The sequence below is a fragment of the Spirosoma luteum DSM 19990 genome, from assembly GCF_000374065.1.
In the GTDB taxonomy this organism is placed as follows: domain Bacteria; phylum Bacteroidota; class Bacteroidia; order Cytophagales; family Spirosomataceae; genus Spirosoma; species Spirosoma luteum.
In genome coordinates this window covers 1-24,011 of the sequence record NZ_KB893265.1, presented here as the reverse complement: position 1 = coordinate 24,011, position 24,011 = coordinate 1, and the positions used below count along the sequence as shown (strand labels likewise).

The window sequence follows — 24,011 nt, the reverse complement described above, 5'->3', positions numbered from 1 at the left end:
CCCGCCGTTTAGCCGACACTATTCTATCGTTTTCACTTTGCCCGACTCACGGGTTCCTGTAATGTATAGGGCAGGAACTCGTCTACCTGTTGCCCATAGCGATGCAGGTCACGAATAATACTGGAACTGATGGGGGCCAGTTGGGGGGAGGTAATCAAAAACACGGTGTCTAAATCTTCGTAGATGTACCGGTTAACCTGCGAGATGCCATTCTCATATTCAAAATCGGTGGTGTTGCGCAGCCCCCGAAGAATAAACTTCGCGTTGATTGCCCGCGCTACATTAGCCGTTAAATCTTCGTAGGTAATAATGCGAACGGCCGATTGATGGCGAAAAGCACTTTGAATCAACTGCGTCATCTGCTCCAGCGGGAAATACCGCTCTTTACGGGTATTTCGCCCAATGCCGATCACGACTTCATCAAACAACCGCAGGCCCCGCAGTACGATGTCTTCATGCCCTTTCGTAAAGGGATCAAACGAGCCGGGAAACAAAGCAATTCTTTTCATAATAAATGAGTGAAAGAGCAAATGAGTGAAAGAGCGAATAGGGTACGCCAGCTAGTCGCTCTTTCACTCATTCACTCATTAGCCCCAATCCGTACAAACTCAAATACCGGTGATCGGGCAGGTCGCTGAATTCCGGTGCCAACGTTAAACCAGCAGGCACCGGGCCAAATGACAGGTTGGGCAGAAAACGGCTTAATTCAGAATAGGCTTCCGAAAACGGGGTTATTTCACCAAACAAAGAAATGGGAACGGCAGCGGCAGCCAGGCTTTGTTCATCTAGCACATAAAGGATATAGTACGCTAAATCCTGCACATTTTTATAACCGAACCGATTGCAGTAGCGCAACTGATGTTCTTTCCAACACAGCATTGTAACGAATTCATCCTCAAAATAGAGATAAACACTATCAGCCGTCAGCGACCGGCGATCCAGATCGGCTGTAGCCTGGATAAGAGCGCTGGTCTGGTGAACAAAGACAAGCGGCTGGAGCGCATACATTTCCGAAAAATAATCGAACAGGGCATGCTCCAGGTTAAAAACGGACAAAAAGTTATCTGCTTTGTGCGCGTACACCTGGGCAAACTCACGGGTGGGCAAAATACTTCCACGCATCAGGGCCAGATAACTGGCCGCATATTCTTTACGAAAAAGCGGTTCGGGTATTAACGTGAATGAGGCCGAATTGATACCAATACGAACTTCCTGCCAGGGTCCTGCCAATAATATCTCATGGTTGCGAAACACGTCGGGCAGAACGCCCGACAAGGACTGCTCGGTCGATAGCGATGAAAATCGGTAGTCTTCAAGGCACGAAGCCTGTCCACGTTTATCCCGCACCAGTAACTGAAACCGGTCCTGTCCTACTTCCAGGCATAAAACCGACTGCGCGGTTTTTTCCGGGTCGAACGAGAAAGTACGTATGGTTGTCTTGGGAGCAAGGGTCACAGTGGTTGGCACAAATGGGCAGACTTAAAAAGTAAAGAATTACATGTATCGTTTAAGAGAGTGTTAAAAAGAGGTAGCCTTAGCCGATGCATCCTTATAGCAAATAGCCACGGAGCCGGAACACATCATCCATCGACTGGCAATACTGAAACAGGGCGTGGACCTCGGTGGGTGAGTAAGCCTTTATTTCGTCAAAACTCATCAACCGCACCTCGTCTATAATCTGTCCATCCGCACTCATTTCAGGGTCGAAACCGAGCCTCAACGAGCCGCCCGTTGCCCGGACGTGGAAGAATAGCTCCATGGCATGAAGGGGAGGTTGTATAAACTCGTTAACGAACAGCATATCACCAATTGCCACTTCCAGGCCGGTTTCTTCCATAAATTCCCGGATCAGGGCACTGGGAGCCGTTTCATTGAATTGCGGACCACCACCCGGTGGGCACCAGAACGTATCGGTTGGCCCGATACCCCGGTGTTTGACCATCAGCAAACGGTTACCTTCCCGGTACAATCCACACACCCGGAGCCGAAGCCGGTTACCATATAATTTCAGCACCTCCTCACGGGGCTTATCTACATCCATTACCTGCGTCATGGTCAATACTAATTTGGGGACGCAAAGGTAGGAACTGAATGATAAATTATACGTGATGAATTGACTTACACGGGTCGTTTAGGCTATGAATCTACGATCACTCCATCGACTCATTCATCAGTTATAATTCATCCTTTAATACGGGCTTCCTGAAATGTAGCTTTCGAGTGAATCAATCCGGGTTTTCTGGTCGACAATGATAGCCGATACCACGTCATTAATCGAGATGATACCGATCAATTCTCCCTGATCCATAACGGGCAGGTGCCGTATATGTTTGTCCGACATAATCTGCATACATTCCTCAATACGTTGATCAGGCTCGATAGTAATTACATTGGCCGTCATAACGTCGGCGATGAGCGTACCATCGGAGTGGCGGTCTTTCAGGATCACTTTCCGGGCGTAATCCCGCTCCGAGAAAATTCCCGTGAGCACTCCTCCGTCGATAACCAGTACAGCCCCGATGTTTTTGTCGGCCATGAGCCGGAGGGCATTCAGTACGGTTTCGTCGGAGGAAACGGAAAACAGCGCATTGATCTTTTTGCCCTGGAGTATATGTCGGATATTCATTGCCGGAAGGATTTAGTTGTGGGTGAAAATACTAAAAAAGAGGAAAGGGTGAAAGGGAAAGATCGCAAAGGGTAAAAAAAACTCAAAAATCGCCTTTTCCCGCGCTTCAGGGGGGTGTTCCTACTTTTTCCTTTCTGCCTTTTTTTGTAACTTAGACCCATGAACGAAACCCAAACAGCCGCCCAATTGCTGGCTAAACGTTTCCCCTTTAAACCCACCCCCGGCCAGTTACAATTCTTTGAACAGATTGGTACCTTCATCACTCACGAAGATTTTGAACACTACCGGGACTGCTTCCTGCTACGGGGCTACGCCGGTACCGGCAAAACAACACTCGTTGGCACACTGATTAAGGTATTACCCCGATTTGGGTATAAATCCGTCCTGCTGGCACCTACTGGCCGGGCGGCTAAAGTGATGACCAGCTACGCCAAAAAATCAGCCCAGACAATCCACCGGAAAATATACCGGCAGGTATCCGATCCGGGGTCGGGAACGCTGGCGTTTCAACGGCAGAAAAACTATCACGAGGACACCCTCTTCATTGTGGACGAGGCTTCCATGATTTCAGACGAAGCGGATTTTGGGGGCAAAGGATTACTAACCGACCTGGTTGATTTCGTTTTCGAGAACCCCGGCAATAAGCTGATGCTCGTGGGCGACACGGCTCAGTTACCCCCCGTTGGCCGGGAGTTGAGCCCCGCCCTGGACCGGGGTTTCCTGGCCAGTGCGTTCGACATGACAGTGTACGAGCAGGAACTGACCGAAGTAATGAGGCAGGATGAAGAGTCCGGCATTCTGTACAACGCCACCGGCCTCAGGATGCTGCTGGACAACGACACATCACCCACGCCCAAAGCCGTTGGATTCGATGCGCTGCTGAGCGATAAGTCCACGGCTGCTTCAGCCGATGCACCAGCTATTCAACTCAACGTCCGGTCGTTCAATGACATCTACAAAATGCCGCTGACCAAACTGGAGGATGGCATCCGGTATGCGTATGATAAGTATGGCCGGGAGAATACGGCCATTATCTGCCGGTCCAATAAAACGGCGGTTCAGTACAATCAGTTTGTCCGGCGGATGATTGACCAGTGTGAAGAAGAACTCGACGCGGGCGATATGCTGATGATTGCCCGGAATAATTATACCATTCTGGACGAAGAATCACCAGCGGGTTTTCTGGCCAATGGCGAGTTTGTGGAGGTACAAAAAATCCGTAATAAAGAAGAAATGCACGGCTTCCGGTTTGCTACCGTCACCCTGCGGTTGGTAGACTATGAAGATCAGCCTGATTTCGACGCTAAAATTATGCTCGATACCCTGCATACGTCCGTCCCCTCGCTGGCTGCCGACCAGTACAAAGCCCTGTATGAGAGTGTGATGAAGGATTATTTCTACATCAAGAGCAAGAAAGAGCGTTCCGAAGCTATCAAGCGCGACCCGTACTTAAACGCGCTGCAGGTCAAGTTTGCCTATGCTCTCACCTGCCATAAGGCGCAGGGTGGCCAGTGGAGTGCCGTGTTCGTCGACCAAGGTTTTTTGCCCGACGGACAGGTGAACGATGAGTTTGTGCGCTGGCTGTACACCGCCCTGACCCGCGCCACCGACGAAGCCTTCCTAATGAACTTTAATGCACAATTTTTTAACTAAGGTGTTCGGTTTACAGTTTCGGGTTTAAAGTTTATGGTTTACTGACGCACCAAAAGCCAACTTGCGTCAGTCCCAGCGATGAACTGCAACCATAAACCAAAAACTGTAAACTACTATGTCTCTCGAATGGATCATGAGCGCCTGCATTGGCGTTGGATTAGCTGCCTGTTGCGGATTTCGCATCTTTGTGCCGTTGCTCATTGCCAGTGCTGCCACAAAATTTGGCTTCATCGGTACGATGGCTGGTTTCGAATGGCTGGGTACCTGGCCCGCCCTGTTTGGACTTCTGGTAGCTACCGTTGCAGAAGTTGGGGCTTACTACATTCCCTGGCTCGATAACGTTCTCGATACTATCGCTACGCCAACCTCCATCATTGCCGGTACGATACTCAGTACGTCTTTCCTGCACATCGATAACCCGGTGTTGCACTGGGGTCTGGGTTTGATACTGGGCGGAAGTTCGGCGGGAATCGTTCAGGCGGGTACCAGCCTGCTCCGACTCGGCTCCTCCGCCACTACGGGTGGACTTGCTAACCCCGTGGTAGCCTCCGGTGAAAACATCGCGTCTATCGTGCTGTCCATTTTCAGTATTTTGCTGCCACTGATTACGGCCGTCGTTATCGGTCTTCTCTTGTTGTTTATCATGAGTCAACTGGCGGCCAAACGAAAAATATGGTTCAGCCGGGCACCAAAACAGGCTGGTAGCCCTATTACTCAGATACCCCGCAGCAACAACGGCCGTTCGTAAAAAGAGCGGCTTCCCGGATCATGATTGATTTCATCATCCGGGAAGCCTCTGTAAGGTACTACTATACATTCCCTACCGCTACAACTGCGCTACCGTCCGGCGCACAAAGGCGGTCAGGTCAGCTCCCGTCAGCATATTCTGCGACAATAGAGCCAGGTCATACACCTGTTTTACCATAGCCTTCTGGGCATCACCGTCCGTTTCGGCCAGGATACGACCAATCAGTGGGTGGTTAGCGTTCACCACTACATTGTGCATCATCGGGAAATTACCGTACATCGACTGTTCGCCCGACAGAGCCGACATATCTTTCATCCGGCGCATAAACTCCGGCTGGGTAATGGTAACGGGCAGTTCGTCCGTAGGCTGGGCTTCGATGCTGACGTTTAGCATTTTGTTGTCCAGTACCTGATCGAACACTTCTTTCAGTTTGGTTTTGTCATCTTCCGACAGAACACTCTCGTTGTTCAGCCCCTTGTCAATGATTTTGTCGAGGGTATCGGCATCGACGCGCTGGAAATGTACTTTCTCCAGCTTCTGCTCCAGGGCATTGATGAAGTGAGCATCGATAACATTGTCCATCAGCAACACATCGTACCCGCGCCGAACGGCCGATTCCACGTAGGCATCCTGCTGTTTGCGGTCGCTGGTGTACAGCATCACCACCGTTTCATTCTTGTCGGTCTGGTTAGCCTGAACTTTCTCGCGGTACTCATCCAGGGTAGCATACTCGCCCGCTGTATTTTTGAGCAGCACGAAGTTTTTAGCCTTCTCCCAGAATTTATCGTCGCTCAGAATACCGTATTTGATAAATAGGCCGATGTCGTCAAACTTCTCCTCAAACGCTTTACGGTCGGCGTTGAACAGGTCGTTGAGTTTATCGGCTACTTTACGGGTGATGTACCCGTTTATTTTCTTCACGTTCGAGTCGGCCTGCAGGAAACTCCGCGACACGTTGAGCGGAATATCGGGCGAGTCGATTACGCCGTGCAGCATCATCAGGAAGTCGGGTACTACGTCCTTCACCTCATCAGTGATGAACACCTGACGGCTGTATAACTGGATTTTCTCGCGCTGAAACCGCAGTTCGTTTTTAATGCGGGGGAAATACAGAATCCCGGTCAGGTTGAACGGATAGTCGACATTGAGGTGAATCCAGAACAGCGGCTCCTCGCTCATTGGGTACAGTTCCCGGTAAAACGTCTTGTAGTCTTCGTCGGTCAGTTCGGATGGTGACTTCGTCCATATGGGCGTAGTATTGTTCACCACCTTCCCGTCGAATTCAACCGTCGTCGGCAGGAACCGGGCGTATTTATCCAGGATATGCTGAATACGGTCTTTATTCAGAAACTCCTCGGAATCGGGCGCAATGTGCAGGATGATGTCCGTACCCCGCTCCGAACGTTCGGCAGTGGTCAGCTCAAACTCAGTTGAGCCATCGCACACCCAGCGAACCGACTCACTGGCCTCGCGGTATGATTTGGTAACGATCTCAACAGTGGAGGCCACCATAAAGGCCGAGTAGAAACCCAGGCCAAAATGACCGATAATCTGCCCTTTGTCGTCCGTTTTGTCTTTGTATTTTTCCAGAAAGTCCGAAGCCCCGGAAAAAGCAATCTGGTTGATATACTTCTTCACTTCGTCGGCGGTCATACCAATCCCATTGTCCGAAACGGTAATCGTCTTAGCTTCCTCGTCCAGTGAAATGGTTACTTTCAATTCGCCCAGTTCGTGCCCAAATTCACCAAATGACGCTAACTGACGTAACTTTTGGGTAGCATCAACGGCGTTGGACACTAACTCACGCAGGAATATCTCGTGGTCGGAGTAGAGGAATTTTTTTATAATCGGGAAAATATTCTCGGTATGAATTGAGATTTGTCCCTTTTCCGTCTGAGGTGTTTCGGTTGTCATTGCTGAATCAGTAAGGTTTTGGTAATTTGTTTGGAACGAACCCGTCAAATCCTGTTCCAGTGCATCTTTCTCTGACAGATTGACAGGCTGCTTTTCTTTACAACCTTTCGTACTGTTTTCGGATCGTAACCTAAGATACCTTTTACTATGCGCTTTCTGTTGTTTTTTTCCCTACTCATTCTGCCGGGTTGCCAGCAGGAATCGACCCAAAACGAGGGCCCGGTACGAACGGAGGCCGCCCTTATTTATGAAAATGGTCTGGCTTACGATGGCTGTGCCGAACATATTCAGTTGTTATCTGATAGCCTGCTCTACCGGCCAACACCAGCTACACTACCGCTGCTCCAAAAAGCACTGACAGATATACCCCGCCAACCTACCAGCAACGGACGTGCGATTACGATTCGGTTTGTGAACACCGGGCAGCAGACCACGCTGGAGTGCGGCTGGGGCAAAAAATCTCAGGTGGGTGAATTGGAGGTACTCGAAATTACCAAACGTTGAGCCATTGAACAGGCTATGTCCCACGGTTGTTAGCGTTGTATATGCCTAAAAACTCTTATATCGATATAGCATTACCCGATGTAGCGCGATTACGCCAGCAGCCCGACACCGCCGTGGTAGATGTGCGCGATGAGTGGGAATTTGACGAGTTTAACCTGGGGGGGGTAAACATACCCCTGCCCGATATACGCGCCCGCAACGCTGAACTTCTCCCCTACCAGACGCTGATTGTGATCTGCACCAACGGCGTTCGGAGTCGGGTAGCCGCCAAAGATTTTCTGCGCCAGCCAGCGTTGCAGGACAAGACTATTTACCACCTGCACGGCGGCCTGGTGGAAGCGGTGGACTAACTGACGACCGTGAAACCCGGCTTGGCAGCTTGCTTTTCGACGTGTGGCAGGGAAATTTGCAAGATATCGTGCACGTTGACCCGGATCAACTGCGATAGCTGACTGAGTGGCAAATCGTTTCGTTCGAGCCCGAATGGTTCTTCAATCTCCTCGCCAATCATTTCCAGCCCAACCAGAATATACGATGTTACTACCACGGCGGGGATGGTCAGATAGCCGTACACATCAATAATGGTGAAGGGCAACACAGCCACGTAAAGCAAAATAAACAGCCGGATGAATAACTGGTACGAAAACGGAATTGGTGTGCTTTTGATCCGTTCGCAGACACCACAAACGTCCATCAGGGATGTCAGATACCCATTCATGTTGATGTGCTGCGAGTTAGACAGGTAACCATTTCTATGGAGAGTTTCGGTACGCATTCTAAGCTGGCTCGACACCCCGGCAGGCTTATGGTCAAACTCTTCAAGACTTTGCATTTCAGCAATTCCCTCCGTTTCTTCCAGGTCGTCCATCGTCTTCACATCGCGCAGATGGTTGCGCAGGGCAAAAGGAAAATTGGCAATCGCTCGGGCAAAAAAGAGTCGGTTTTCAACATCGTCCGCCGGGAAAACGGCGTTGTAATAAATAGCCAGATTTCGGCAGTTATTCACCAGAACACCCCAGGTACGACGGCCTTCATAGAAGCGGTCATAAGCGGTATTGGTGCGAAAAATAAGGAGTAAGCTCAACAAAATCCCCATAGCCCCCAAAAAGGAGGCAGGTGTGTCTTTCAGCCGCAGGTCTACATAATTCAGCTCAACCACCGTAACGACCAGTACGTAGATAAGAACGATAATCAGTCGACGGACCAACCGCTGCGCCGTGGGGCCGGTATGAAAATGCCAGATAGACGAGAACCAGTCCTTCTTTTTGTAAACAATCATAACATTATAGTGGATTCAACAATTACTTGGCTGCCCGCAGGCACTATTTAGTATAGACATGCGGCTAAACAGCTATTTCACCGGCAAAAACCCGCTGAGCCGGTCCAATCAGGTAGATGCTATCGAAAGCACCGTTTGGCAATGGATTAAAAGACACCCGCAGATTACCCCCCAGGGTTTTAATCGCAATCGGGCCAGCCATAGTATGCCGGGCATGGGCCGCCAGCGCAACCGCCGTTACACCGGTACCACAGGAGTAGGTTTCATCTTCCACACCCCGCTCGTACGTTCTGACATACAGCGTGTTTCTATCAACTACCTGCACGTAATTAACGTTCGTACCACCGGGCGCAAACCGACTGTCATACCTGAGCGCTCGGCCATCAGCCACTACATTCACCACATCGGCATCGTCTAAATCAATAACAAACTGAACAACGTGCGGAGAGCCGGTATGCAGAAACGTTACGCCACGTCGGTCTTCGATACCCGATACGTCGCTCATTTTTAGAAAGATTTCATCCCCGCGCACTTCGGCCAGATGTTCGCCGTCAACGGCCCGGAATCGGGTTTTGTCGGTGAATAACCCCAGGTCATGGGCAAACCGGACTATACACCGTCCGCCATTACCACACATGCTGCCCTCTGCGCCGTCGGCATTGAAGTACACCATCCGAAAATCATAGCCGTCATCGTTCTGGAGCAGAATGAGTCCGTCAGCGCCGATACCAAACCGACGATGACAGATTTTGGCAATGAGTGTTTGATTATCGACGGGGAACGCTCCGCTTCGATCATCAATCATGACAAAATCGTTTCCTGTACCCTGATATTTGAAAAAGTCCATACAGTCTAATAAAAAAAGCCACCCTCGTGGGTAGCTTTTATTTTTTTCCGGCAGGCAGGAAACTACGCTGCTGCTACTGCCTTCGCTTTTGGCTTGCGCTCTTTAACACGAGCAGCCTTGCCCTGACGACCACGCAAGTAAAACAGACGGGCCCGACGGACTTTGCCCATACGAACTACCTCAACTTTATCCACATTGGGCGACAGCAGTGGGAAGATACGCTCGACACCAATGCCATTCGATATTTTGCGAACAGTGAACGTTTCACCACCGCTGCTTGGGTTCCGGCGCTGAATAACCGTGCCCGTGAAGACCTGGATACGCTCTTTGTTTCCTTCGCGGATTTTGACGTGAACGTTCACCGTATCACCCGCCCGGAATGTGGGCAACTCTGTGCGACGCTGCGCGTTGTCTGCCTCTACTAATTTTATTAACTCGCTCATGACCGTATATAAATCGCCAGATAACTATTTGCGAAATGAGCCGCAAAGATAGTAAATTTCTCGGCGCAAGAAAATACTTTTGTAAAATTACCTCGCTTAACCTGCCACCAGGCCTATGAAAATACTTGACGTTGATCAGATACGTGCCCTTGATCAGGCAACCATCGAAAAAGAACCTATCGCACCCATCAATTTAATGGAGCGGGCAGCCCTTACGTTTGTAGACTGGCTGGCAGAGCGCTTTCCCATTACGACTCCTATCAAAGTTTTTTGCGGACTGGGCAACAACGGGGGGGATGGACTGGCCATTGCCCGCCTGCTGCTGGAGCGGGAGTACGCTATTGAGATATGCGTCGTGCGCTATGCCCCCCGCGAATCCGATGACTTCATGCACAACCACCGGCGGCTTAAGCTCATCACCGAAACGATCCGGTATATCGAATCAGGACAGGATATTCCGGCTCTTCGCCATAACGAGGTAGTCATCGATGCTATTCTGGGTTCGGGTTTGTCGCGCCCGGCGGATGGCATCGTTCAACAGGTAATCGAGCAGATAAACCGCTCACCAGCCACGGTTGTTTCAGTCGATATTGCCAGTGGGTTGTACACGGATAAGCCCAATGCACCGAACGATGTCATTATCGAGCCCGATTATACGGTTACCTTCCAGTTGCCCAAACTGGCCTTCATGCTTCCGGATAATGGGCGCTATGTAGGTGACTGGCAGTTTGTTGACATCCGCCTGAACAAACGGTTTATCGACAAGGCGCCTACTCCTTATTATTTTACGCAGGCGCAGGATGCCCGGCTGCTACTCAAGAAAAGAAACCGTTACGCCAACAAAGGAACGTTTGGCCATGCGTTGCTATTGGTGGGTAGCTACGGTAAAATAGGGGCCGCTGTGCTGGCCGCCAGAGCCTGCCTACGGTCGGGGGTGGGATTGCTGACGGTGCAGGTTCCCCAGTGTGGGTACCCTATCCTGCAAACAGCGGTGCCGGAAGCCATGTGCCTACCCGATAGTCATCAGCACGTGCTAACCGGCAACCCGGAAAAGGGTACGGAGAAAGTGGAAAGTCCTGACCCGGCCAGTTACGCTACCGTGGGTATTGGCCCCGGCATTGGCAAAGCACCCGAAACACTGGCCATGCTGAAGCAACTGCTGAAAGGGCTGAAAAAACCAATCGTTATTGATGCCGACGCGCTGAACTTACTGGCCGAAAACCGGGACTTGCTGAAGAAACTACCTCCTGACAGCATTTTGACTCCGCACCCCAAAGAGTTTGAGCGACTGACCAAGAAGTGGGACAACGACTATCAGAAACTGGATATGCTGCGGCAGTTTGCCCAGACCTATAAAGTCGTCGTTGTACTAAAAGGAGCGCACACCGCCGTTGCGACGCCTGGTGGCGACGTTCATTTCAACTCAACGGGCAATCCGGGTCTGAGCACGGGCGGAACGGGTGATGTACTAACCGGTGTACTTACGGCCCTGCTAGCCCAGGGCTATGACCCCATTGAAGCAGCCGTGCTGGGCGTGTTCGCACACGGGCTGGCGGGGGATCGGGTAGCCGAACAACGCGGTCAAACCGGCATGATTGCCTCGGACATCATCGAAGCCCTTCGATGGGAGTAAAACCGGGTGTAGCTTTCTGTTTCACTCCATTGATTTTGACGGGATAACGTATTTCTACGCAGCAACGAAAACTGGGGTTTCTCCCCTGTTTTTCCAGCTGACGGTTGCCGAAATTTGTGTCGATATAAAGCTCATATCGACACACCATGAAATACGGAACCCATCGAGACTGGCAGCCTGAAAACCCTTCGCGCAGCAGTCGGTTTAGCTTCGATTATACAACCGCTTTAGGCAGCCTGGCAGCCGCTTTGCTGGTGTATATTATCTACCATGTTTACCCGCTGGTATCGCAGGGTTTGTTGTGGTAAACAAAAAGAAAAAACGCTGGACGAGGGAAGTTCTGTTGTAAAACTTCCCTCGTCCAGCGTTTTTTCCATTGTTCTCTCTTTATTTCATCAGTTGGTACGTGGCAAAAGCCGCGAGGTAGGCCAGCGCCATCATATACCCTAACTGGACGGCGGGCCACTTCCAGCTCTTTGTTTCGCGCTGCGTAGCGGCAAGGGTACTCATGCACATCATAGCGAACACGTAAAAGACCAGCAATGACCAGGCCAGCGCTGGGGTGTACATCGGCCCGCCAGTGGCCGGGTTTCGCTCCTGCCGGAGCCGTTCACGAATGGTAACACCGCCATCATCTTCTCCGTCTCCCCCACCAATGCTGTATATGGTTGACATTGTTCCGACGAATACTTCGCGGGCCGCGAACGAGCTGAGCAGGGCAATGCCAATTTTCCAGTCGTACCCCAGCGGTCGGATGGCGGGTTCGATAAAATGACCAAACTGACCGGCATACGAGGCTTCGAGTCGTTCGGAAGCGATACGGTTCTGGAGGGCATCGCCCGTAAGGGTGATACTTTGTTCACGCGCACGAGTCTCTGCCCGTTCTATCGAATCGCCGGGGCCGTAGCTCGCCAGTACCCAAAGGACAATGGAGATGGCCAGAATAACCCGGCCCGCTTCCCAGACAAACGAACGCACACTCTCCCACACCGTCAGGGCAACGTGGTTCCAGCGGGGTAGTTTGAAGGTGGGCAGTTCCATGATGAAAAAACTGGTCTCCTTGGTACGGAGAAAAAGCTTCAATACGGCCGCCGACGCTACCGCACTGACTAAACCCAGCAGGTACAAGCTCATCAGGGCCAGTCCTTGTAAATTGAATAATCCGAGAATACGGCGGTCTGGCACGACCAGCGCAATCAAGATGGTGTAGATCGGTAACCGGGCCGCACAGCTCATGAGGGGCGTTACCAGAATCGTGATGAGCCGGTCGCGCCGGGTGCCAATGCTCCGGGTAGCCATGATGGCCGGTACCGCGCAGGCTACGCCCGAAATAAGGGGTACGACGCTCCGGCCGTTCAGGCCGAACTTCCGCATGATCCGGTCCATAATCACCATCACCCGTGCCATATACCCCGACTCTTCGAGCAGGGCTATCAGCAAAAACAAAAAAGCGATCTGCGGGATAAATACCAGCACGCCCCCAATACCAGCCATCACCCCATCGGTTAGCAAATCCGTGAGTGGTCCGGCAGGCAGGCTTGCTTTCAACTGTCCATTGAGCCAGGCTACGCCCGTGTCGATGCCGTCCATAAACGGTTGTGCCCAGGCAAAAATGGCCTGAAAAATTAACAGCAGCACAAAGGTAAAAATAGCATATCCCCATACCGGATGGAGCAGAAAACGATCCAGTCGCTGGCTCCAGGTTGGCGCGTCGGCGGCATGTTGTTCCGTAACGGCCTCCGCCACGATGGGAGCAATGCGTTTGTAACGGGTAATGGTTTCGTCGGCCTGAAAGGTCTGTTCGCTAAATCCGTGCCGGTCAATGAGGGTATCAAGCCCAACACGCTGGGAATGGTTCAGGAAGGAGAAACCGTCGTGCTGAATCAGGTATTGTAAAGCGAGATAGTTACTATTGAGGGCGTAGTCTTTTCTTGTTTCCGTAATCAGTTCGGCAGCCCCATCGGCGGGGTCAAAAAACAGACCAGTCGGTAATACCGGCTCGTTCATTTGCCCCAGTACAGCTTGTTTGAGCTTATCCAGTCCCTCGCCGGTTCGGGCGTTGATACGAACGATGGGGATACCCAACCGCATAGCCAGTCGTACGGCATTGACCTCTTTTCCCTGTTTATGAGCTACGTCGAGCATGTTTAATGCCAGCACCGCAGGCACGCCCAAATCAGCGACCTGCGTAAACAGGAGCAGGTTCCGATGCAGATTGGAGGCATCAACAACAACGATGGCAACAGTAGGGTAGTCGGGGTGGGCGGGATTGGCCAGAATATCGGTTACGACCTGCTCATCCAGCGACTTGGGGTAAATGGAATAAACGCCGGGAAGGTCAACAACGGTAGCAGACGTATGGGTATCGAGGGGCCATGTACCGGATTTCTTATCTACCGTGACACCGGGAAAGTTACCCGTTTTCTGACGCAGGCCGGTCAGTTGATTGAACAGCGATGATTTACCGGCGTTCGGGTTGCCGATAAGGGCAATGATGGGGGACTTCAACTCGACATTAAGAGTGAAGAGTGCAGCGTTAAGAATAGCTATTCTTCGTTCTTAACACTGTACTCTTAATTTTCGATAAGCATGGTAGACGCTTCGGACTTGCGCATGGCCAGACAGTAGCCACCTACTTTCAGGCAAATGGGGTCGCCGAGTGGGGCCTTACTGTGTAGACATACTTCGGCACCGGGCAAGCAGCCCATTTCGAGCAATTTTAACGACATCAACTGATTGTTGAACGACTGTATGGTGGCTCGTTCTCCAATTTTCAGGTCAGCTACGCTCCGTTTGCTCATGGCCCTGGTGCCGGTTTTACGCGGCTGTTTTTATTTAGATTCAATTTAATTAACGCAAGATTACAACGGAAAGTTTTTCTATGCAAGAACGATTCGCAAAAATATCAGCCTTCTGGTATGGCCTGGTCTTTACCCATTCTGTTCCTATTCATCAGCCGGGAACATTCGTATACGCCTGCAATGACCCTGACTATTGGGCCCTTAGGTAGCAAACCCAATCATACTTCCGCCCCGTTAGGTATCCTGAGCGGGGTGCTCCTGGTCGATAGTTCCGAAAACCAGTGATTCATTACCCGTTATTTGAGTAAATCCCAGGCAAACCGCAGAATAGTAGCGGCAATAACGAGCAGAAAAAAGACCCGGATAAAGCTGTTGCCTTTCAGAATAGCCAGCCGCGCTCCCAAAAACGCCCCCGACAGATTGGCCATTGCCATTGGAAAAGCAACCGCATACAGTATATAACCCTTGTTGGCAAAAAACAGCGTGCAGGATAGATTCGTAGCGGCATTGACCAGTTTGGCGTGGGCACTTGCTTTCAGGAAGTCGAAGCCAATCAGGCTGATAAAACCCAGCACCAGAAAACTTCCCGTTCCCGGCCCGAAGAAGCCGTCGTAGAAACCAATCAAAGCCCCCATCAGCCACATACGCACCCGCTGCTGTTGTGCCGTTACAATTCGTTCCGTTGCCTGTCCGAATCGTTTTTGGGTGAGTGTATAGATGAACACAGTAATTAGAATGACCAGTGCGAATGGCTTCATAAAGCTATTAGGTATCCGTGTCAGCGTCCAGGCACCCAGCCAGGAGGCTACAAAGGCAATGGCCATCATAGGGCCAATGAACTTCCCTACTACCGCCACGCGCCGGCTGTACTGAAAGGCACCCATCAAACTGCCGCCCAGCGACGGAATTTTGGTGGTTCCGATAAGGGTCGGAACGGGGTATTGCGGCAGGGTGAACAGAATAGCTGGTGTTTGAATCAATCCCCCCCCGCCAATAATGGCATCGATAAAACCCGCCAGGAAGGAAAATCCGCAGAGAATAAAAACAGAATGGTAGTCCATGAAGCGTATCAGAACACAAAACTATTTCTTTTTCGCGTCGGCAGCGCACCGTAAATTTGCAGCAGCAGGAAAATAACATGACAGAATCGGTACGGCAGATGGGCGCATTGATGCGGAAAGAATTCCTGCTGGAGTGGCGGCAGCGCTACGCCCTCAACGGTATGCTGCTGTACATTGTGAGCGCGGTATTTGTTTGTTACCTGAGTTTCAGCGCCCGGCGTGGCCAGTTGACCCCCATCGTCTGGAATGCGCTTTTCTGGATTATCCTGTTGTTTACGGCCATTAATGCCATTGCCAAGAGCTTCGTTCAGGAGCGTGCCGGGCGGCAGTTGTACTACTACACCCTGGCCAGCCCGCAGCAGATTGTCCTGTCGAAAATTCTGTACAATACCGTTCTGATGCTGGCTCTGGCTTTTCTGGGTTTCGGCGTTTACGCGTTTGTATTGGGTAATCCGGTTAAAGATGTGCCTTTGTATCTGGTAGCGTTAGTGCTGGGTGCCATAGGTTTCTCGGTTTCGCTGACCCTGGTTTCCGGGATTGCCAGCAAGGCTGAAAACCCATCGACGCTGATGGCCGTACTGAGTTTTCCAACCATACTGCCACTATTGCTGGAGTTGTTAAAGATATCGAAGAATGCGCTCGACGGTCTCGACCGGAGTGTTAGCTGGAAAGAAGTTGGAACTGTACTGGCTATTGATGTTATTGTATTGGTACTGTCCCTGTTATTATTTCCGTTTTTATGGCGGAGTTGAAACACTTAGTTTGATGTTCGTTGTTTGATGTTTGTAGTTGGCTGTCGCGTCAGCTACTCCTGCGACAGCCAACTACAAACATCAAACAACGAACATCAAACTGATGAAAAATATCTGGTGGAAAGTCCTTGCGGTCGTCATTATGACGTATGTTATTTTCTGGGGCTTACTGGGGCCTGTACCGCGCCAGCCGATTTTGAACGAGAGTATCCGCAATGTGTCATTTCACGTGCCGCTCTGGTTTGCCATGATTATCCTGCTGGTTACGTCGGTTATCTACTCCGTTCGCTACCTGCGTAAGGGCCGGATGGATGATGATCTGATAGCGGTTGAATTTGCCAACACGGCTATTCTGTTTGGTGTGCTGGGATGCCTGACGGGGGCAATCTGGGCCAATTTCACCTGGGGTGACCCGTGGCCCAACGACCCCAAGCTGAACAGTGTCGCCGTGGGAATGCTCATGTACATGGCCTACCTTATTCTGCGCGGCTCATTTGACGATGAGCAGCGACGCGCCCGCATATCAGCGGTTTACAATATTTTCGTCTTTGCGGTCTTCATTCCGCTCATATTCATTCTTCCCCGCATGACCGATTCCCTGCACCCGGGCAACGGGGGCAACCCGGCATTCGGCAAGTACGATATGGACAACAACTTACGCATGGTGCTGTATCCGGGCGTTATTGGCCTTACGCTCATTGGTGTCTGGATTACGCAGTTACGGGTTAGACTGCGTCGGGTGAAAGTCGCGATGGATGAGTAAAGTCCATCCGTTTCCCGGAATGATTCCCGCTATTTTTACGTTACTTTTTTAGCTATTTACGTTTCCAATGCAACGAACTCCCTTTTTCAAATCGTCCCTGCTGGCTCTCCTTCTGTTGAGTCAACAGGTAATGGCGCAGCAACCAGTAACCAGTGGCGTTGAAATGGCTGACCAGCTTCGGGCCGATGGCAAGATATGGGTGGTCGTAGCCGTTATCGCAGCGATTTTCGCAGGCATCGTCGTTTATCTGATCCGACTTGACCGTCAGATTGGCAAGTTGGAAAAAGAAGTCAATGAGAAGAAAAGCGAAAATAGTTTACGGTTTTAGGTACCCGATTTTCGGTGGCCTGATGCAGAAGGCGACTCCATACCGTAAACCAACTACCTAAACCTATAAACCCCTAAAATTACCAACATGAAACTCTCTCATATAATCGGTATTATCGTTATCGCCGTTGCTATTGGCGTCATTGCCAGTACGGCGGGTGATGCCAGTGTGTACACGACCTTTACGAAAGCCCAGCAAATGGCGCAGAATGGCGACGACAAAATGATTCACGTCGTTGGGAAGGTGAACAAAGACGCGCAGGGAAAAATAGCCGACATGCTGTATAATCCGGCCATTGACCCAAACCACTTCGAGTTTACGCTGATCGACAACGATAACCGGGCGCAGAAAGTAGTGTATAACAGTCCCAAGCCGCAGGATTTTGAACGTTCGGAGCAGATTGTGGTGATTGGCGCTATGGAAGGTGACCATTTTCAGTGCAACAAAATTCTGCTCAAGTGCCCATCTAAGTACCAGGATGGCAAGCTGGAAACAACCGAGCACACGGCAAAAACCGCAAAGTTATGAGCCTACAGGAAATTGAGCAAGCGGCAAAAGAGTTGCCACCAAATGAGTTAGACGGATTAGTAACTCGTCTCCATGAGTTTTTCAATGAGCGTTGGGATAAGCAGATGGAGGATGATGCAAAAGCAGGTCGCCTGGATAAGTTAATCAATGAAGCTAAGGAAGAAATTCGTTTAGGTCGGACAAGACCTTTATGAATCACCGGACAACTGATAAATTTTGGAAACGGTATTATTTATTACCAACCAACATTCAGGAACTAGCTGACAAGAATTTTAAACTGCTCAAGGCAGATTTATTCCATCCATCACTGCACTTTAAAGAAATTAGCGGAAAAGACAGTTTGTGGTCAGCACGAGTTGGTGACCATTTTCGAGTACTGGCAATACGTGAGGAGACGGAATTATATTGGTTTTGGATCGGTCATCACTCAGAATACGATAGAATAGTTAGTCAATGATACATACCACAGTTGGTCAACTCGGCCATTTTTTTGTTATTCTTTCCTTCGTTACGGCACTCGTCGCAACGGTTGCCTACTTTCTGTCGGCCCTGGGAAAGGGAAAAAGCACGCAGGCCAAGCCCGTAGAAGAATTGCAGCTGGCCTATGCCGGAGAATCAACTTTTAATGGTAAAACAGCCAAACGTAAAACTCCGCCCAACAAGGTTAACCAGGCATCACTGACCGAAAGCAAAGACGATTGGCGGACGCTGGCCCGCTGGTCCTTTTACCTGCACGGAGCGGCTGTTGTTGGGGTAGCGTCGTGTCTGTTCTATATCATTTTCAACCACTATTTCGAGTACCATTACGCCTGGAGTCACTCGTCGCTGGCCTTACCGGTTCAGTACATGATTGCCTGTTTCTGGGAAAGTCAGGAAGGTTCGTTCCTGCTCTGGCTATTCTGGAATGCCGTGTTGGGTGCCATTTTGATGCAGAGTAGCGGCTCGAAATGGGAAGCTCCCGTTATGACCATCTTCGCCCTGGTGCAGGCGTTTCTGGCTTCCATGATTCTGGGTGTCGTCTTTGGCGAGACGTTCAAACTGGGTTCTTCGCCCTTCCTGCTGTTGCGGAATGCGATGCCCGAAGCACCCATCTTTGCCTCTGACCCGAATTTTATCCCTAAAGACGGAAACGGGCTGAATCCCTTATTGCAGAATTACTGGATGGTGATTCACCCGCCTACGCTGTTTCTCGGATTTGCTCTGACGATGGTGCCTTTTGCCTACTGCGTCGCCGGCCTTTGGCGCAATCAGCCCCTCGAATGGATTCGCCCTGCACTACCCTGGACCTTATTCGGTGCCATGATTCTGGGAATCGGTATCATGATGGGTGGCTACTGGGCCTACGAAACGCTCAACTTTGGCGGCTACTGGAACTGGGACCCCGTCGAGAATGCGGTGTACGTTCCCTGGCTGGTTATGGTAGCCGCGCTACACACCATGCTGATTGCCAAACGTAGTTCAACGGGCCTTAAATCGGCTATTATCTTAACTATCAGCACGTTTCTACTGATTCTGTACGCTACATTCCTGACCCGGAGCGGTATTCTGGGCAACGCGTCGGTACACTCCTTTACGGACTTAGGGTTATCCGGCCAGTTGCTGGTTTATCTGCTGGTGTTTGTGGTCCTGGCTATAGTACTGGCTACTGTCAAATGGAAAACGATTCCCAGCGACGAGCAGGAAGCTTCTGTTTATACCAAAGAGTTCTGGCTTTTTATTGGTGCCATAGTTGTTTGTCTGGCTGCTTTTCAGGTTATCGCCACCACCTCCATACCGGTTTACAACAAGATTCTGGAAGCGTTTGGCAAAGTATCCAACATGGCGCTGCCCGCCGACCAGGCAGCGCACTACTCAAAATTCCAGATCTGGTTTTTCGTGGTCATCGCGCTGCTCACCGGCATCGGCCAGTTTATGTGGTGGCGAAAGCTGGAAAACAAAAAGTGGGATGCCCTGATTACGCCCGCCATCCTGACGCTGCTCATCAGCGCGGGTCTGATTACGTTTGGCTCCGTCAAGAACCCGGTTTACATGGCCTTGCTGGTTGCGTCGGTTTTTGCACTCACAACCAACGGCACCATTTTACTGGGCATTATCCAGGGAAACTACCGTATGTCGGGGGGAGCTATTGCGCACCTGGGTCTGGCGCTCATGCTAATTGGTATTCTGTATTCGTCCGGCTACTCGCGCATCATTTCCATGAACAACAGCGGCCTGATGATTTCCAATTCGGATGACTTCACCAAGAACGGTAATAAAGAGAATAAGGAGAATGTGCTGCTGTGGCTCAACCAGCAGGAGCGTATGGATCAGTACCAGGTCACGTACCGGGGGCAGTGGGTGGAAGTGCGCGATGTGCCAGGCTATGTGCCGCGTCAGGATGTGATGCCGATTGAGGGCGACTTCCATGGTATTGCCCAGCGCGATATTGAGCAGAACGGTAAACTTTACCACAAAAAAGGCGATACGCTGGCGTTGTATCCCGAAAACGTCCACTACGCCGTTGAATACCGCGAGCCAAGTGGTCAGATTTTCACGCTGTACCCCCGTATTCAGGTTAATCCCCGCATGGGTGTGATTCTGTCGCCGGATAGCCGCCATACCATCGGGCGGGACATTTATACGTATATAGCCACGGCTCCCGATCCGATGGAGGAGAGTAAATGGGAGAAAACCGAAACATTCTCGGTTGCCGTTAAAGACACATTTTTCCTGAACGATTACGTAGCCATTCTGGACAATGTAGTACGAACCGATAAGGTAGACGGCATTGACGTAGGCCCCAACGACGCAGCCGTTCGGGCGGTAGTACGGGTGCTCGACAAGAACGGTGAGCATGTGCTTAACCCGGCTTTCGTCATTAAAAATCGTATGGTGGCCCACCCGGCCGAAATGAGTGACGAGCTGGGCGTACGCATTCAACTCAACGAAATTGACCCGCAAACGGGTAAGTTCACCTTCGCCGTGAACCGGACCCAGCGCGATTATATCGTGATGAAAGCGTTCGAAAAACCGCTTATCAACATCCTGTGGATTGGCACAATCGTGGTTGTCATTGGCTTTCTTATTGCTACTGTACGGCGCTACCGGGAAGGAAAAAAAGGGAAGCAGTTAGCCAGTTAATCCGTCGGTTAGTTAATCCCGATTGACCAATTCATCGGCTGACCAACTGATTGACTGACTCCTTAACTGACGTATGAAACTCCGTGAAATAATACTGCTGGCGCTTGCCGCTGGCTTTCTAGTCATCTGGATAGCCGAGTACCAGCGTACTACCTTTGGTGATAGTTACTGGCTGTTGATGCTGTTTCTGGGCTTTTTGCTGGCGTTCCAGTACGTTCGTACTAAACGCATCGAGCAGGAAAAAGCCATATCACCCACGGCTAAGCAACCGGTAGAGAGAAGAAAGAAGAAGAAATAGTTCACGGTTTGAAGTCTACGGCTGGCTGACGCATTATGAATTTATGCGTCAGCCAGCCGTAGACTTCAAACCGTGAATTATAAACGACAAACCATAAACCTGTTTGGAATCCTACGTCCTTTTGTTTGGTGCTTTGATTGCCCTTGTGCTGGCCGGTTTTTTCTCGGCGGTCGAGATGGCTTATGTGTCTGTTAACCGGCTTTATTTTGAACTCCATAGCAAGCAGGGGCCGCTTGGGGAGAAACTGGTGTCTGGATTCCTGAAAAACCCCATTCTCTTCGTGGGCACCACCCTTACGGGCAACACACTCTTTCTGGTGCTGTATACCGTGCTGGGTGTAATGGGGCTGAATCCACTACTGCTTGCCCTGCTTCCGCCCGACTGGGCTGCGAATGAATTCGTCGTCATTTCCATTGAAACCCTCATTCTGACCCTGATTTTTCTGCCCCTGGCCGACTACGTCCCCAAAAGTCTGGCCCTTATTCACCCGGACCGGTTTCTGGAAGCACTGGCCATCCCAATCTGGGTTATTTATAAAGCAATTGCGCCTGTTGTCCGGCTCCTGGTAGGTACATCCCGTTTTTTTATCCGGTACGTATTGGGCAAAAAGAATCCGGAAATCCGGCCCGTTTTTGGCCTGACAGATCTAAACCACTACCTCCAGCAACTAAATCAGAAAGCCGATACTGAGAAAGATGTCGAAGTAGACACGCAGATTTTCAACAATGCCATTGAGTTTCGGGATGTGCGGGTGCGTGACTGCTTGGTTCCCCGTACCGACATTACGGCCATTGATGTGGAGGATTCGGTGGAAGAATTACGGCAGGCTTTTCAGGACAGCGGGCACTCCAAAATCTTAGTCTACCGCGATACCATTGACAACGTAATCGGATACTGTCATGCCCTGGCCCTGTTCCGGAAACCGGCTACCGTCGAGGAAATCATTACGCCTATTATTACCATTCCCCAAACGATGCCCGCTCAGGACCTGTTTCTGCGGTTTCTGGCCGAACGTAAAAGCCTGGCTCTGGTTGTCGATGAGTTTGGCGGAACGGCCGGTATTGTGAGCGTGGAAGATATGGTCGAGCAGATTTTTGGGGAGATCCAGGATGAGTACGATACCAACGAAGACTGGACCGAACAGCAAATCGACGAAAACACCTGGTTGCTGAGTGCCCGCCACGAGATTGACGACCTGAACAAAACATACGGCTGGCAAATACCCGAAGGCAGTCGGACATCGGCCCGCTACGATACCCTGGGCGGGCTGATTCTGGCCATGCACGAGGATGTACCAAAAGTGGGCGAAGTCGTTGACGTATCTCCTTTTACGTTTACGGTTGTTTCCATGGACGGTACGCGCATCGACACGGTAAAAGTCCAGCTCAACCCCGAAAAAGACTAAGCATATAACCTGAATTTCTGTGGACGCAACAACTATTCAACAGGCAGTAGCTCAGCATTTACTAGCCGTAAAAGCGGTTCAACTCCGGCCAGAAGAGCCTTTTATCTGGAGTTCGGGCTGGAAGTCGCCCATCTACTGCGATAACCGGGTCACCCTGGCGTATCCCAACGTACGCAGTTTTATTAAAAACGCCCTGGCCGAACTGATTCAATTTCAGTTTCCGGGGGTTGAGGTTATCGCTGGAGTCGCTACGGCGGGAATTCCGCAGGGTGCCCTGGTGGCCGATGCCCTGGGTCTCCCCTACTGCTACGTCCGGCCCGAACCCAAGGCCCACGGCATGGGGAAACAGATTGAAGGGCATCTGCCCGAGAGCGGCCCACTTGGCCCACAAAAGGTAGTAGTCATTGAAGACTTGATTTCAACGGGCGGCAGTTCACTCAAAGTGGTGGATGCGTTGCGGGCATCTGGTGCCGAAGTGATTGGCATGGCGGCTATCTTCACGTACGGCTTTCCCGTGGCCGATGCCAATTTTGCGGCCAAAAACGTACCCCTGGCCTGCCTGAGCAACTACGAAACGCTGTTGACCGAAGCGCAGTCACTCAATTATATTTCGGCCAGTGCCATGCAATCCCTGGCCTCCTGGCGGGAAAACCCGGCCGATTGGGGAAAATAGGCAGCCTTCAGTTAGTGAGTTGGCGAGTTGACAACTCAAATACTATGGGTTAAAAACCCATAGGTTGACAAGATGGCTAAAGCCCGTTGAGGGGTAGGCTGAAGCCTATTGAAACCCTACACTCAAGTGTATTCTTATTCCAGAATGAAATTCTGGTCACTGTTAGGGCCCTCTTTATGATGGTCTAAATATTGCTGAATCATCTCATCAGTTATGTTACCTGTACTCCAAACACCGTATCCGATACCCCATAAATGGCCGCCCCAATACCGCTTCTTAAGTTCTGAATACTCTTCCAGTAAGACTTTAGCACTGCGGCCCTTCAACCGTTTCAACATGTCACTGATACTCAACTTGGGCGGATAACTTACGTGAAGGTGAATATGATCTTTACTCACAACACCCTTTAAAATCTGAACATCCAGTGTATCGCAAGTCTGACGAATTAATTCCCGGCAACGTACTTNAATATCGCCCCGCAACACTTCGTACCGATACTTGGTGCTCCACACGATATGAGCCTGTAGTTGGTGAACACTATGACTACCTTTTCGTAGAGTTTGCATCCCCAAATTTAGCCCACATTTGTAGAAGCTAAAGCCTTGCCCTAAAGGGCATAGCTTGCACTAGCGTCT

At 50.8% G+C, this 24,011-nt stretch carries 28 protein-coding genes; 16 read left to right on the top strand and 12 right to left on the bottom strand.

Going from position 1 to position 24,011, the window contains the following annotated elements; all coding sequences use genetic code 11:
• Positions 1–32: 32 nt before the first annotated feature.
• The 4 genes from coaD to B156_RS0117210 all read right to left on the bottom strand — a co-directional run bounded on the left by coaD (position 33) and on the right by B156_RS0117210 (position 2,626).
• Positions 33–509, bottom strand: a complete 477-nt coding sequence (coaD, locus tag B156_RS0117225) for a pantetheine-phosphate adenylyltransferase (protein ID WP_018621010.1) — start codon at positions 507–509, stop codon at positions 33–35.
• Between the two features lie 67 nt (positions 510–576).
• The gene (locus B156_RS0117220; RefSeq protein ID WP_245563763.1) at positions 577–1,467 is read right to left on the bottom strand and encodes a DUF3822 family protein; all 891 of its coding nucleotides are present in this window, start codon (positions 1,465–1,467) and stop codon (positions 577–579) included.
• A gap of 82 nt (positions 1,468–1,549) precedes the next feature.
• On the bottom strand, positions 1,550–2,053 hold the full coding sequence (locus B156_RS0117215; RefSeq protein ID WP_018621008.1) for an NUDIX domain-containing protein: 504 nt from the start codon (positions 2,051–2,053) through the stop codon (positions 1,550–1,552).
• 135 nt (positions 2,054–2,188) lie between these two features.
• Positions 2,189–2,626 (bottom strand): CBS domain-containing protein, encoded by a 438-nt coding sequence (locus B156_RS0117210; protein WP_018621007.1) that lies wholly within the window; start codon positions 2,624–2,626, stop codon positions 2,189–2,191.
• Positions 2,627–2,785: 159 nt separating this feature from the next.
• Between B156_RS0117210 and B156_RS0117205 the strand changes: the two genes are divergently transcribed.
• Entirely contained in the window at positions 2,786–4,279 is a 1,494-nt protein-coding gene (locus B156_RS0117205) for an ATP-dependent DNA helicase (RefSeq protein WP_018621006.1), read from the top strand.
• Between the two features lie 115 nt (positions 4,280–4,394).
• Positions 4,395–5,027, top strand: a complete 633-nt coding sequence (locus B156_RS0117200) for a DUF4126 domain-containing protein (protein WP_169518263.1) — start codon at positions 4,395–4,397, stop codon at positions 5,025–5,027.
• A gap of 78 nt (positions 5,028–5,105) precedes the next feature.
• On the opposite strand, the gene htpG is transcribed toward B156_RS0117200, so the two are convergent.
• Positions 5,106–6,941, bottom strand: coding sequence for a molecular chaperone HtpG (gene htpG, locus B156_RS0117195; protein WP_018621004.1), 1,836 nt, complete (start codon positions 6,939–6,941; stop codon positions 5,106–5,108).
• A gap of 147 nt (positions 6,942–7,088) precedes the next feature.
• Between htpG and B156_RS0117190 the strand changes: the two genes are divergently transcribed.
• Together B156_RS0117190 and B156_RS0117185 are read left to right on the top strand one after the other, a co-directional pair.
• A complete protein-coding gene (locus B156_RS0117190) occupies positions 7,089–7,445 on the top strand; it encodes a hypothetical protein (RefSeq protein WP_018621003.1) in 357 nt (118 codons plus the stop codon).
• A gap of 41 nt (positions 7,446–7,486) precedes the next feature.
• The gene (locus B156_RS0117185; RefSeq protein WP_018621002.1) at positions 7,487–7,795 is read left to right on the top strand and encodes a rhodanese-like domain-containing protein; all 309 of its coding nucleotides are present in this window, start codon (positions 7,487–7,489) and stop codon (positions 7,793–7,795) included.
• On the opposite strand, the gene B156_RS0117180 is transcribed toward B156_RS0117185, so the two are convergent.
• From B156_RS0117180 to rplS, 3 genes are all read right to left on the bottom strand, one after another.
• Positions 7,792–8,724, bottom strand: coding sequence for a bestrophin family protein (locus B156_RS0117180; RefSeq protein WP_018621001.1), 933 nt, complete (start codon positions 8,722–8,724; stop codon positions 7,792–7,794). The two genes, B156_RS0117185 and B156_RS0117180, sit on opposite strands and share 4 nt — an antisense overlap.
• Before the next feature lie 64 nt (positions 8,725–8,788).
• Positions 8,789–9,571 (bottom strand): diaminopimelate epimerase, encoded by a 783-nt coding sequence (dapF, locus tag B156_RS0117175; RefSeq protein ID WP_018621000.1) that lies wholly within the window; start codon positions 9,569–9,571, stop codon positions 8,789–8,791.
• A 62-nt stretch (positions 9,572–9,633) separates the two neighbouring features.
• Positions 9,634–10,014, bottom strand: coding sequence for a 50S ribosomal protein L19 (gene rplS, locus B156_RS0117170; RefSeq protein ID WP_018620999.1), 381 nt, complete (start codon positions 10,012–10,014; stop codon positions 9,634–9,636).
• 115 nt (positions 10,015–10,129) lie between these two features.
• Here rplS and B156_RS0117165 point away from each other — a divergent pair, with 115 nt between their 5' ends.
• Positions 10,130–11,647, top strand: coding sequence for a bifunctional ADP-dependent NAD(P)H-hydrate dehydratase/NAD(P)H-hydrate epimerase (locus B156_RS0117165; RefSeq protein ID WP_018620998.1), 1,518 nt, complete (start codon positions 10,130–10,132; stop codon positions 11,645–11,647).
• 146 nt (positions 11,648–11,793) lie between these two features.
• On the top strand, positions 11,794–11,955 hold the full coding sequence (locus tag B156_RS31805) for a hypothetical protein (protein ID WP_018620997.1): 162 nt from the start codon (positions 11,794–11,796) through the stop codon (positions 11,953–11,955).
• Between the two features lie 79 nt (positions 11,956–12,034).
• Here B156_RS31805 and feoB read toward each other — a convergent pair whose 3' ends face one another.
• The 3 genes from feoB to B156_RS0117140 form a co-directional block, all read right to left on the bottom strand.
• Positions 12,035–14,155 (bottom strand): ferrous iron transport protein B, encoded by a 2,121-nt coding sequence (gene feoB, locus B156_RS0117155; protein ID WP_018620996.1) that lies wholly within the window; start codon positions 14,153–14,155, stop codon positions 12,035–12,037.
• 65 nt (positions 14,156–14,220) lie between these two features.
• The gene (locus B156_RS0117150; protein ID WP_018620995.1) at positions 14,221–14,448 is read right to left on the bottom strand and encodes a FeoA family protein; all 228 of its coding nucleotides are present in this window, start codon (positions 14,446–14,448) and stop codon (positions 14,221–14,223) included.
• Positions 14,449–14,744: 296 nt separating this feature from the next.
• The gene (locus tag B156_RS0117140; RefSeq protein ID WP_018620993.1) at positions 14,745–15,509 is read right to left on the bottom strand and encodes a sulfite exporter TauE/SafE family protein; all 765 of its coding nucleotides are present in this window, start codon (positions 15,507–15,509) and stop codon (positions 14,745–14,747) included.
• A 77-nt stretch (positions 15,510–15,586) separates the two neighbouring features.
• On the opposite strand from B156_RS0117140, the gene B156_RS0117135 reads away from it, so the two are divergent.
• From B156_RS0117135 to pyrE, 10 genes are all read left to right on the top strand, one after another.
• Complete coding sequence (locus B156_RS0117135) at positions 15,587–16,261, top strand: heme exporter protein CcmB (RefSeq protein ID WP_026260882.1); 675 nt, start codon at positions 15,587–15,589, stop codon at positions 16,259–16,261.
• Positions 16,262–16,364: 103 nt separating this feature from the next.
• Positions 16,365–17,024 carry a cytochrome c biogenesis protein CcsA gene (ccsA, locus tag B156_RS0117130; protein ID WP_018620991.1) on the top strand — a complete coding sequence of 220 codons (660 nt, stop codon included), beginning with the start codon at positions 16,365–16,367 and terminating at the stop codon, positions 17,022–17,024.
• Between the two features lie 67 nt (positions 17,025–17,091).
• A complete protein-coding gene (locus B156_RS0117125) occupies positions 17,092–17,352 on the top strand; it encodes a CcmD family protein (protein ID WP_018620990.1) in 261 nt (86 codons plus the stop codon).
• Positions 17,353–17,439: 87 nt separating this feature from the next.
• Positions 17,440–17,880: a cytochrome c maturation protein CcmE domain-containing protein gene (locus B156_RS0117120; protein WP_018620989.1), complete on the top strand. Its 441-nt coding sequence runs from the start codon at positions 17,440–17,442 to the stop codon at positions 17,878–17,880.
• Positions 17,877–18,074, top strand: a complete 198-nt coding sequence (locus B156_RS0117115) for a hypothetical protein (protein ID WP_018620988.1) — start codon at positions 17,877–17,879, stop codon at positions 18,072–18,074. Before B156_RS0117120 ends, B156_RS0117115 begins: the two co-directional genes overlap by 4 nt.
• Positions 18,071–18,337 carry a ParE family toxin-like protein gene (locus B156_RS32620; protein ID WP_018620987.1) on the top strand — a complete coding sequence of 89 codons (267 nt, stop codon included), beginning with the start codon at positions 18,071–18,073 and terminating at the stop codon, positions 18,335–18,337. The genes B156_RS0117115 and B156_RS32620 overlap by 4 nt, the downstream gene beginning before the upstream one ends.
• Positions 18,334–21,000 (top strand): cytochrome c biogenesis protein CcsA, encoded by a 2,667-nt coding sequence (gene ccsA / locus B156_RS0117105; RefSeq protein ID WP_018620986.1) that lies wholly within the window; start codon positions 18,334–18,336, stop codon positions 20,998–21,000. The genes B156_RS32620 and ccsA (B156_RS0117105) overlap by 4 nt, the downstream gene beginning before the upstream one ends.
• A gap of 73 nt (positions 21,001–21,073) precedes the next feature.
• Positions 21,074–21,298 carry a hypothetical protein gene (locus tag B156_RS0117100; RefSeq protein WP_018620985.1) on the top strand — a complete coding sequence of 75 codons (225 nt, stop codon included), beginning with the start codon at positions 21,074–21,076 and terminating at the stop codon, positions 21,296–21,298.
• Between the two features lie 103 nt (positions 21,299–21,401).
• Entirely contained in the window at positions 21,402–22,703 is a 1,302-nt protein-coding gene (locus tag B156_RS0117095) for a hemolysin family protein (RefSeq protein ID WP_018620984.1), read from the top strand.
• Between the two features lie 19 nt (positions 22,704–22,722).
• The gene (gene pyrE / locus B156_RS0117090) at positions 22,723–23,376 is read left to right on the top strand and encodes an orotate phosphoribosyltransferase (RefSeq protein WP_018620983.1); all 654 of its coding nucleotides are present in this window, start codon (positions 22,723–22,725) and stop codon (positions 23,374–23,376) included.
• A 134-nt stretch (positions 23,377–23,510) separates the two neighbouring features.
• On the opposite strand, the gene tnpA is transcribed toward pyrE, so the two are convergent.
• Positions 23,511–23,942: an IS200/IS605 family transposase gene (gene tnpA / locus B156_RS0117085; RefSeq protein ID WP_018620982.1), complete on the bottom strand. Its 432-nt coding sequence runs from the start codon at positions 23,940–23,942 to the stop codon at positions 23,511–23,513.
• Positions 23,943–24,011 lie beyond the last annotated feature (69 nt).

What these genes read in the sequence shown, in the direction of transcription:
- B156_RS0117135 (WP_026260882.1), top strand. Translation starts at nt 15,587, where the DNA reads ATGACAGAATCGGTACGGCAGATGGGCGCATTGATGCGGAAAGAATTC.
- B156_RS0117180 (WP_018621001.1), bottom strand. Translation starts at nt 8,724, where the DNA reads ATGATTGTTTACAAAAAGAAGGACTGGTTCTCGTCTATCTGGCATTTT.
- B156_RS0117205 (WP_018621006.1), top strand. Translation starts at nt 2,786, where the DNA reads ATGAACGAAACCCAAACAGCCGCCCAATTGCTGGCTAAACGTTTCCCC.
- htpG (WP_018621004.1), bottom strand. Translation starts at nt 6,941, where the DNA reads ATGACAACCGAAACACCTCAGACGGAAAAGGGACAAATCTCAATTCAT.
- B156_RS0117185 (WP_018621002.1), top strand. Translation starts at nt 7,487, where the DNA reads ATGCCTAAAAACTCTTATATCGATATAGCATTACCCGATGTAGCGCGA.
- B156_RS0117115 (WP_018620988.1), top strand. Translation starts at nt 17,877, where the DNA reads ATGAGCCTACAGGAAATTGAGCAAGCGGCAAAAGAGTTGCCACCAAAT.
- B156_RS0117100 (WP_018620985.1), top strand. Translation starts at nt 21,074, where the DNA reads ATGAAACTCCGTGAAATAATACTGCTGGCGCTTGCCGCTGGCTTTCTA.
- B156_RS0117215 (WP_018621008.1), bottom strand. Translation starts at nt 2,053, where the DNA reads ATGACGCAGGTAATGGATGTAGATAAGCCCCGTGAGGAGGTGCTGAAA.
- B156_RS0117200 (WP_169518263.1), top strand. Translation starts at nt 4,395, where the DNA reads ATGTCTCTCGAATGGATCATGAGCGCCTGCATTGGCGTTGGATTAGCT.
- B156_RS0117190 (WP_018621003.1), top strand. Translation starts at nt 7,089, where the DNA reads ATGCGCTTTCTGTTGTTTTTTTCCCTACTCATTCTGCCGGGTTGCCAG.
- B156_RS31805 (WP_018620997.1), top strand. Translation starts at nt 11,794, where the DNA reads ATGAAATACGGAACCCATCGAGACTGGCAGCCTGAAAACCCTTCGCGC.
- B156_RS0117125 (WP_018620990.1), top strand. Translation starts at nt 17,092, where the DNA reads ATGCAACGAACTCCCTTTTTCAAATCGTCCCTGCTGGCTCTCCTTCTG.
- coaD (WP_018621010.1), bottom strand. Translation starts at nt 509, where the DNA reads ATGAAAAGAATTGCTTTGTTTCCCGGCTCGTTTGATCCCTTTACGAAA.
- B156_RS0117165 (WP_018620998.1), top strand. Translation starts at nt 10,130, where the DNA reads ATGAAAATACTTGACGTTGATCAGATACGTGCCCTTGATCAGGCAACC.
- B156_RS0117210 (WP_018621007.1), bottom strand. Translation starts at nt 2,626, where the DNA reads ATGAATATCCGACATATACTCCAGGGCAAAAAGATCAATGCGCTGTTT.
- B156_RS0117140 (WP_018620993.1), bottom strand. Translation starts at nt 15,509, where the DNA reads ATGGACTACCATTCTGTTTTTATTCTCTGCGGATTTTCCTTCCTGGCG.
- dapF (WP_018621000.1), bottom strand. Translation starts at nt 9,571, where the DNA reads ATGGACTTTTTCAAATATCAGGGTACAGGAAACGATTTTGTCATGATT.
- B156_RS0117120 (WP_018620989.1), top strand. Translation starts at nt 17,440, where the DNA reads ATGAAACTCTCTCATATAATCGGTATTATCGTTATCGCCGTTGCTATT.
- ccsA (WP_018620986.1), top strand. Translation starts at nt 18,334, where the DNA reads ATGATACATACCACAGTTGGTCAACTCGGCCATTTTTTTGTTATTCTT.
- rplS (WP_018620999.1), bottom strand. Translation starts at nt 10,014, where the DNA reads ATGAGCGAGTTAATAAAATTAGTAGAGGCAGACAACGCGCAGCGTCGC.
- ccsA (WP_018620991.1), top strand. Translation starts at nt 16,365, where the DNA reads ATGAAAAATATCTGGTGGAAAGTCCTTGCGGTCGTCATTATGACGTAT.
- B156_RS0117150 (WP_018620995.1), bottom strand. Translation starts at nt 14,448, where the DNA reads ATGAGCAAACGGAGCGTAGCTGACCTGAAAATTGGAGAACGAGCCACC.
- B156_RS32620 (WP_018620987.1), top strand. Translation starts at nt 18,071, where the DNA reads ATGAATCACCGGACAACTGATAAATTTTGGAAACGGTATTATTTATTA.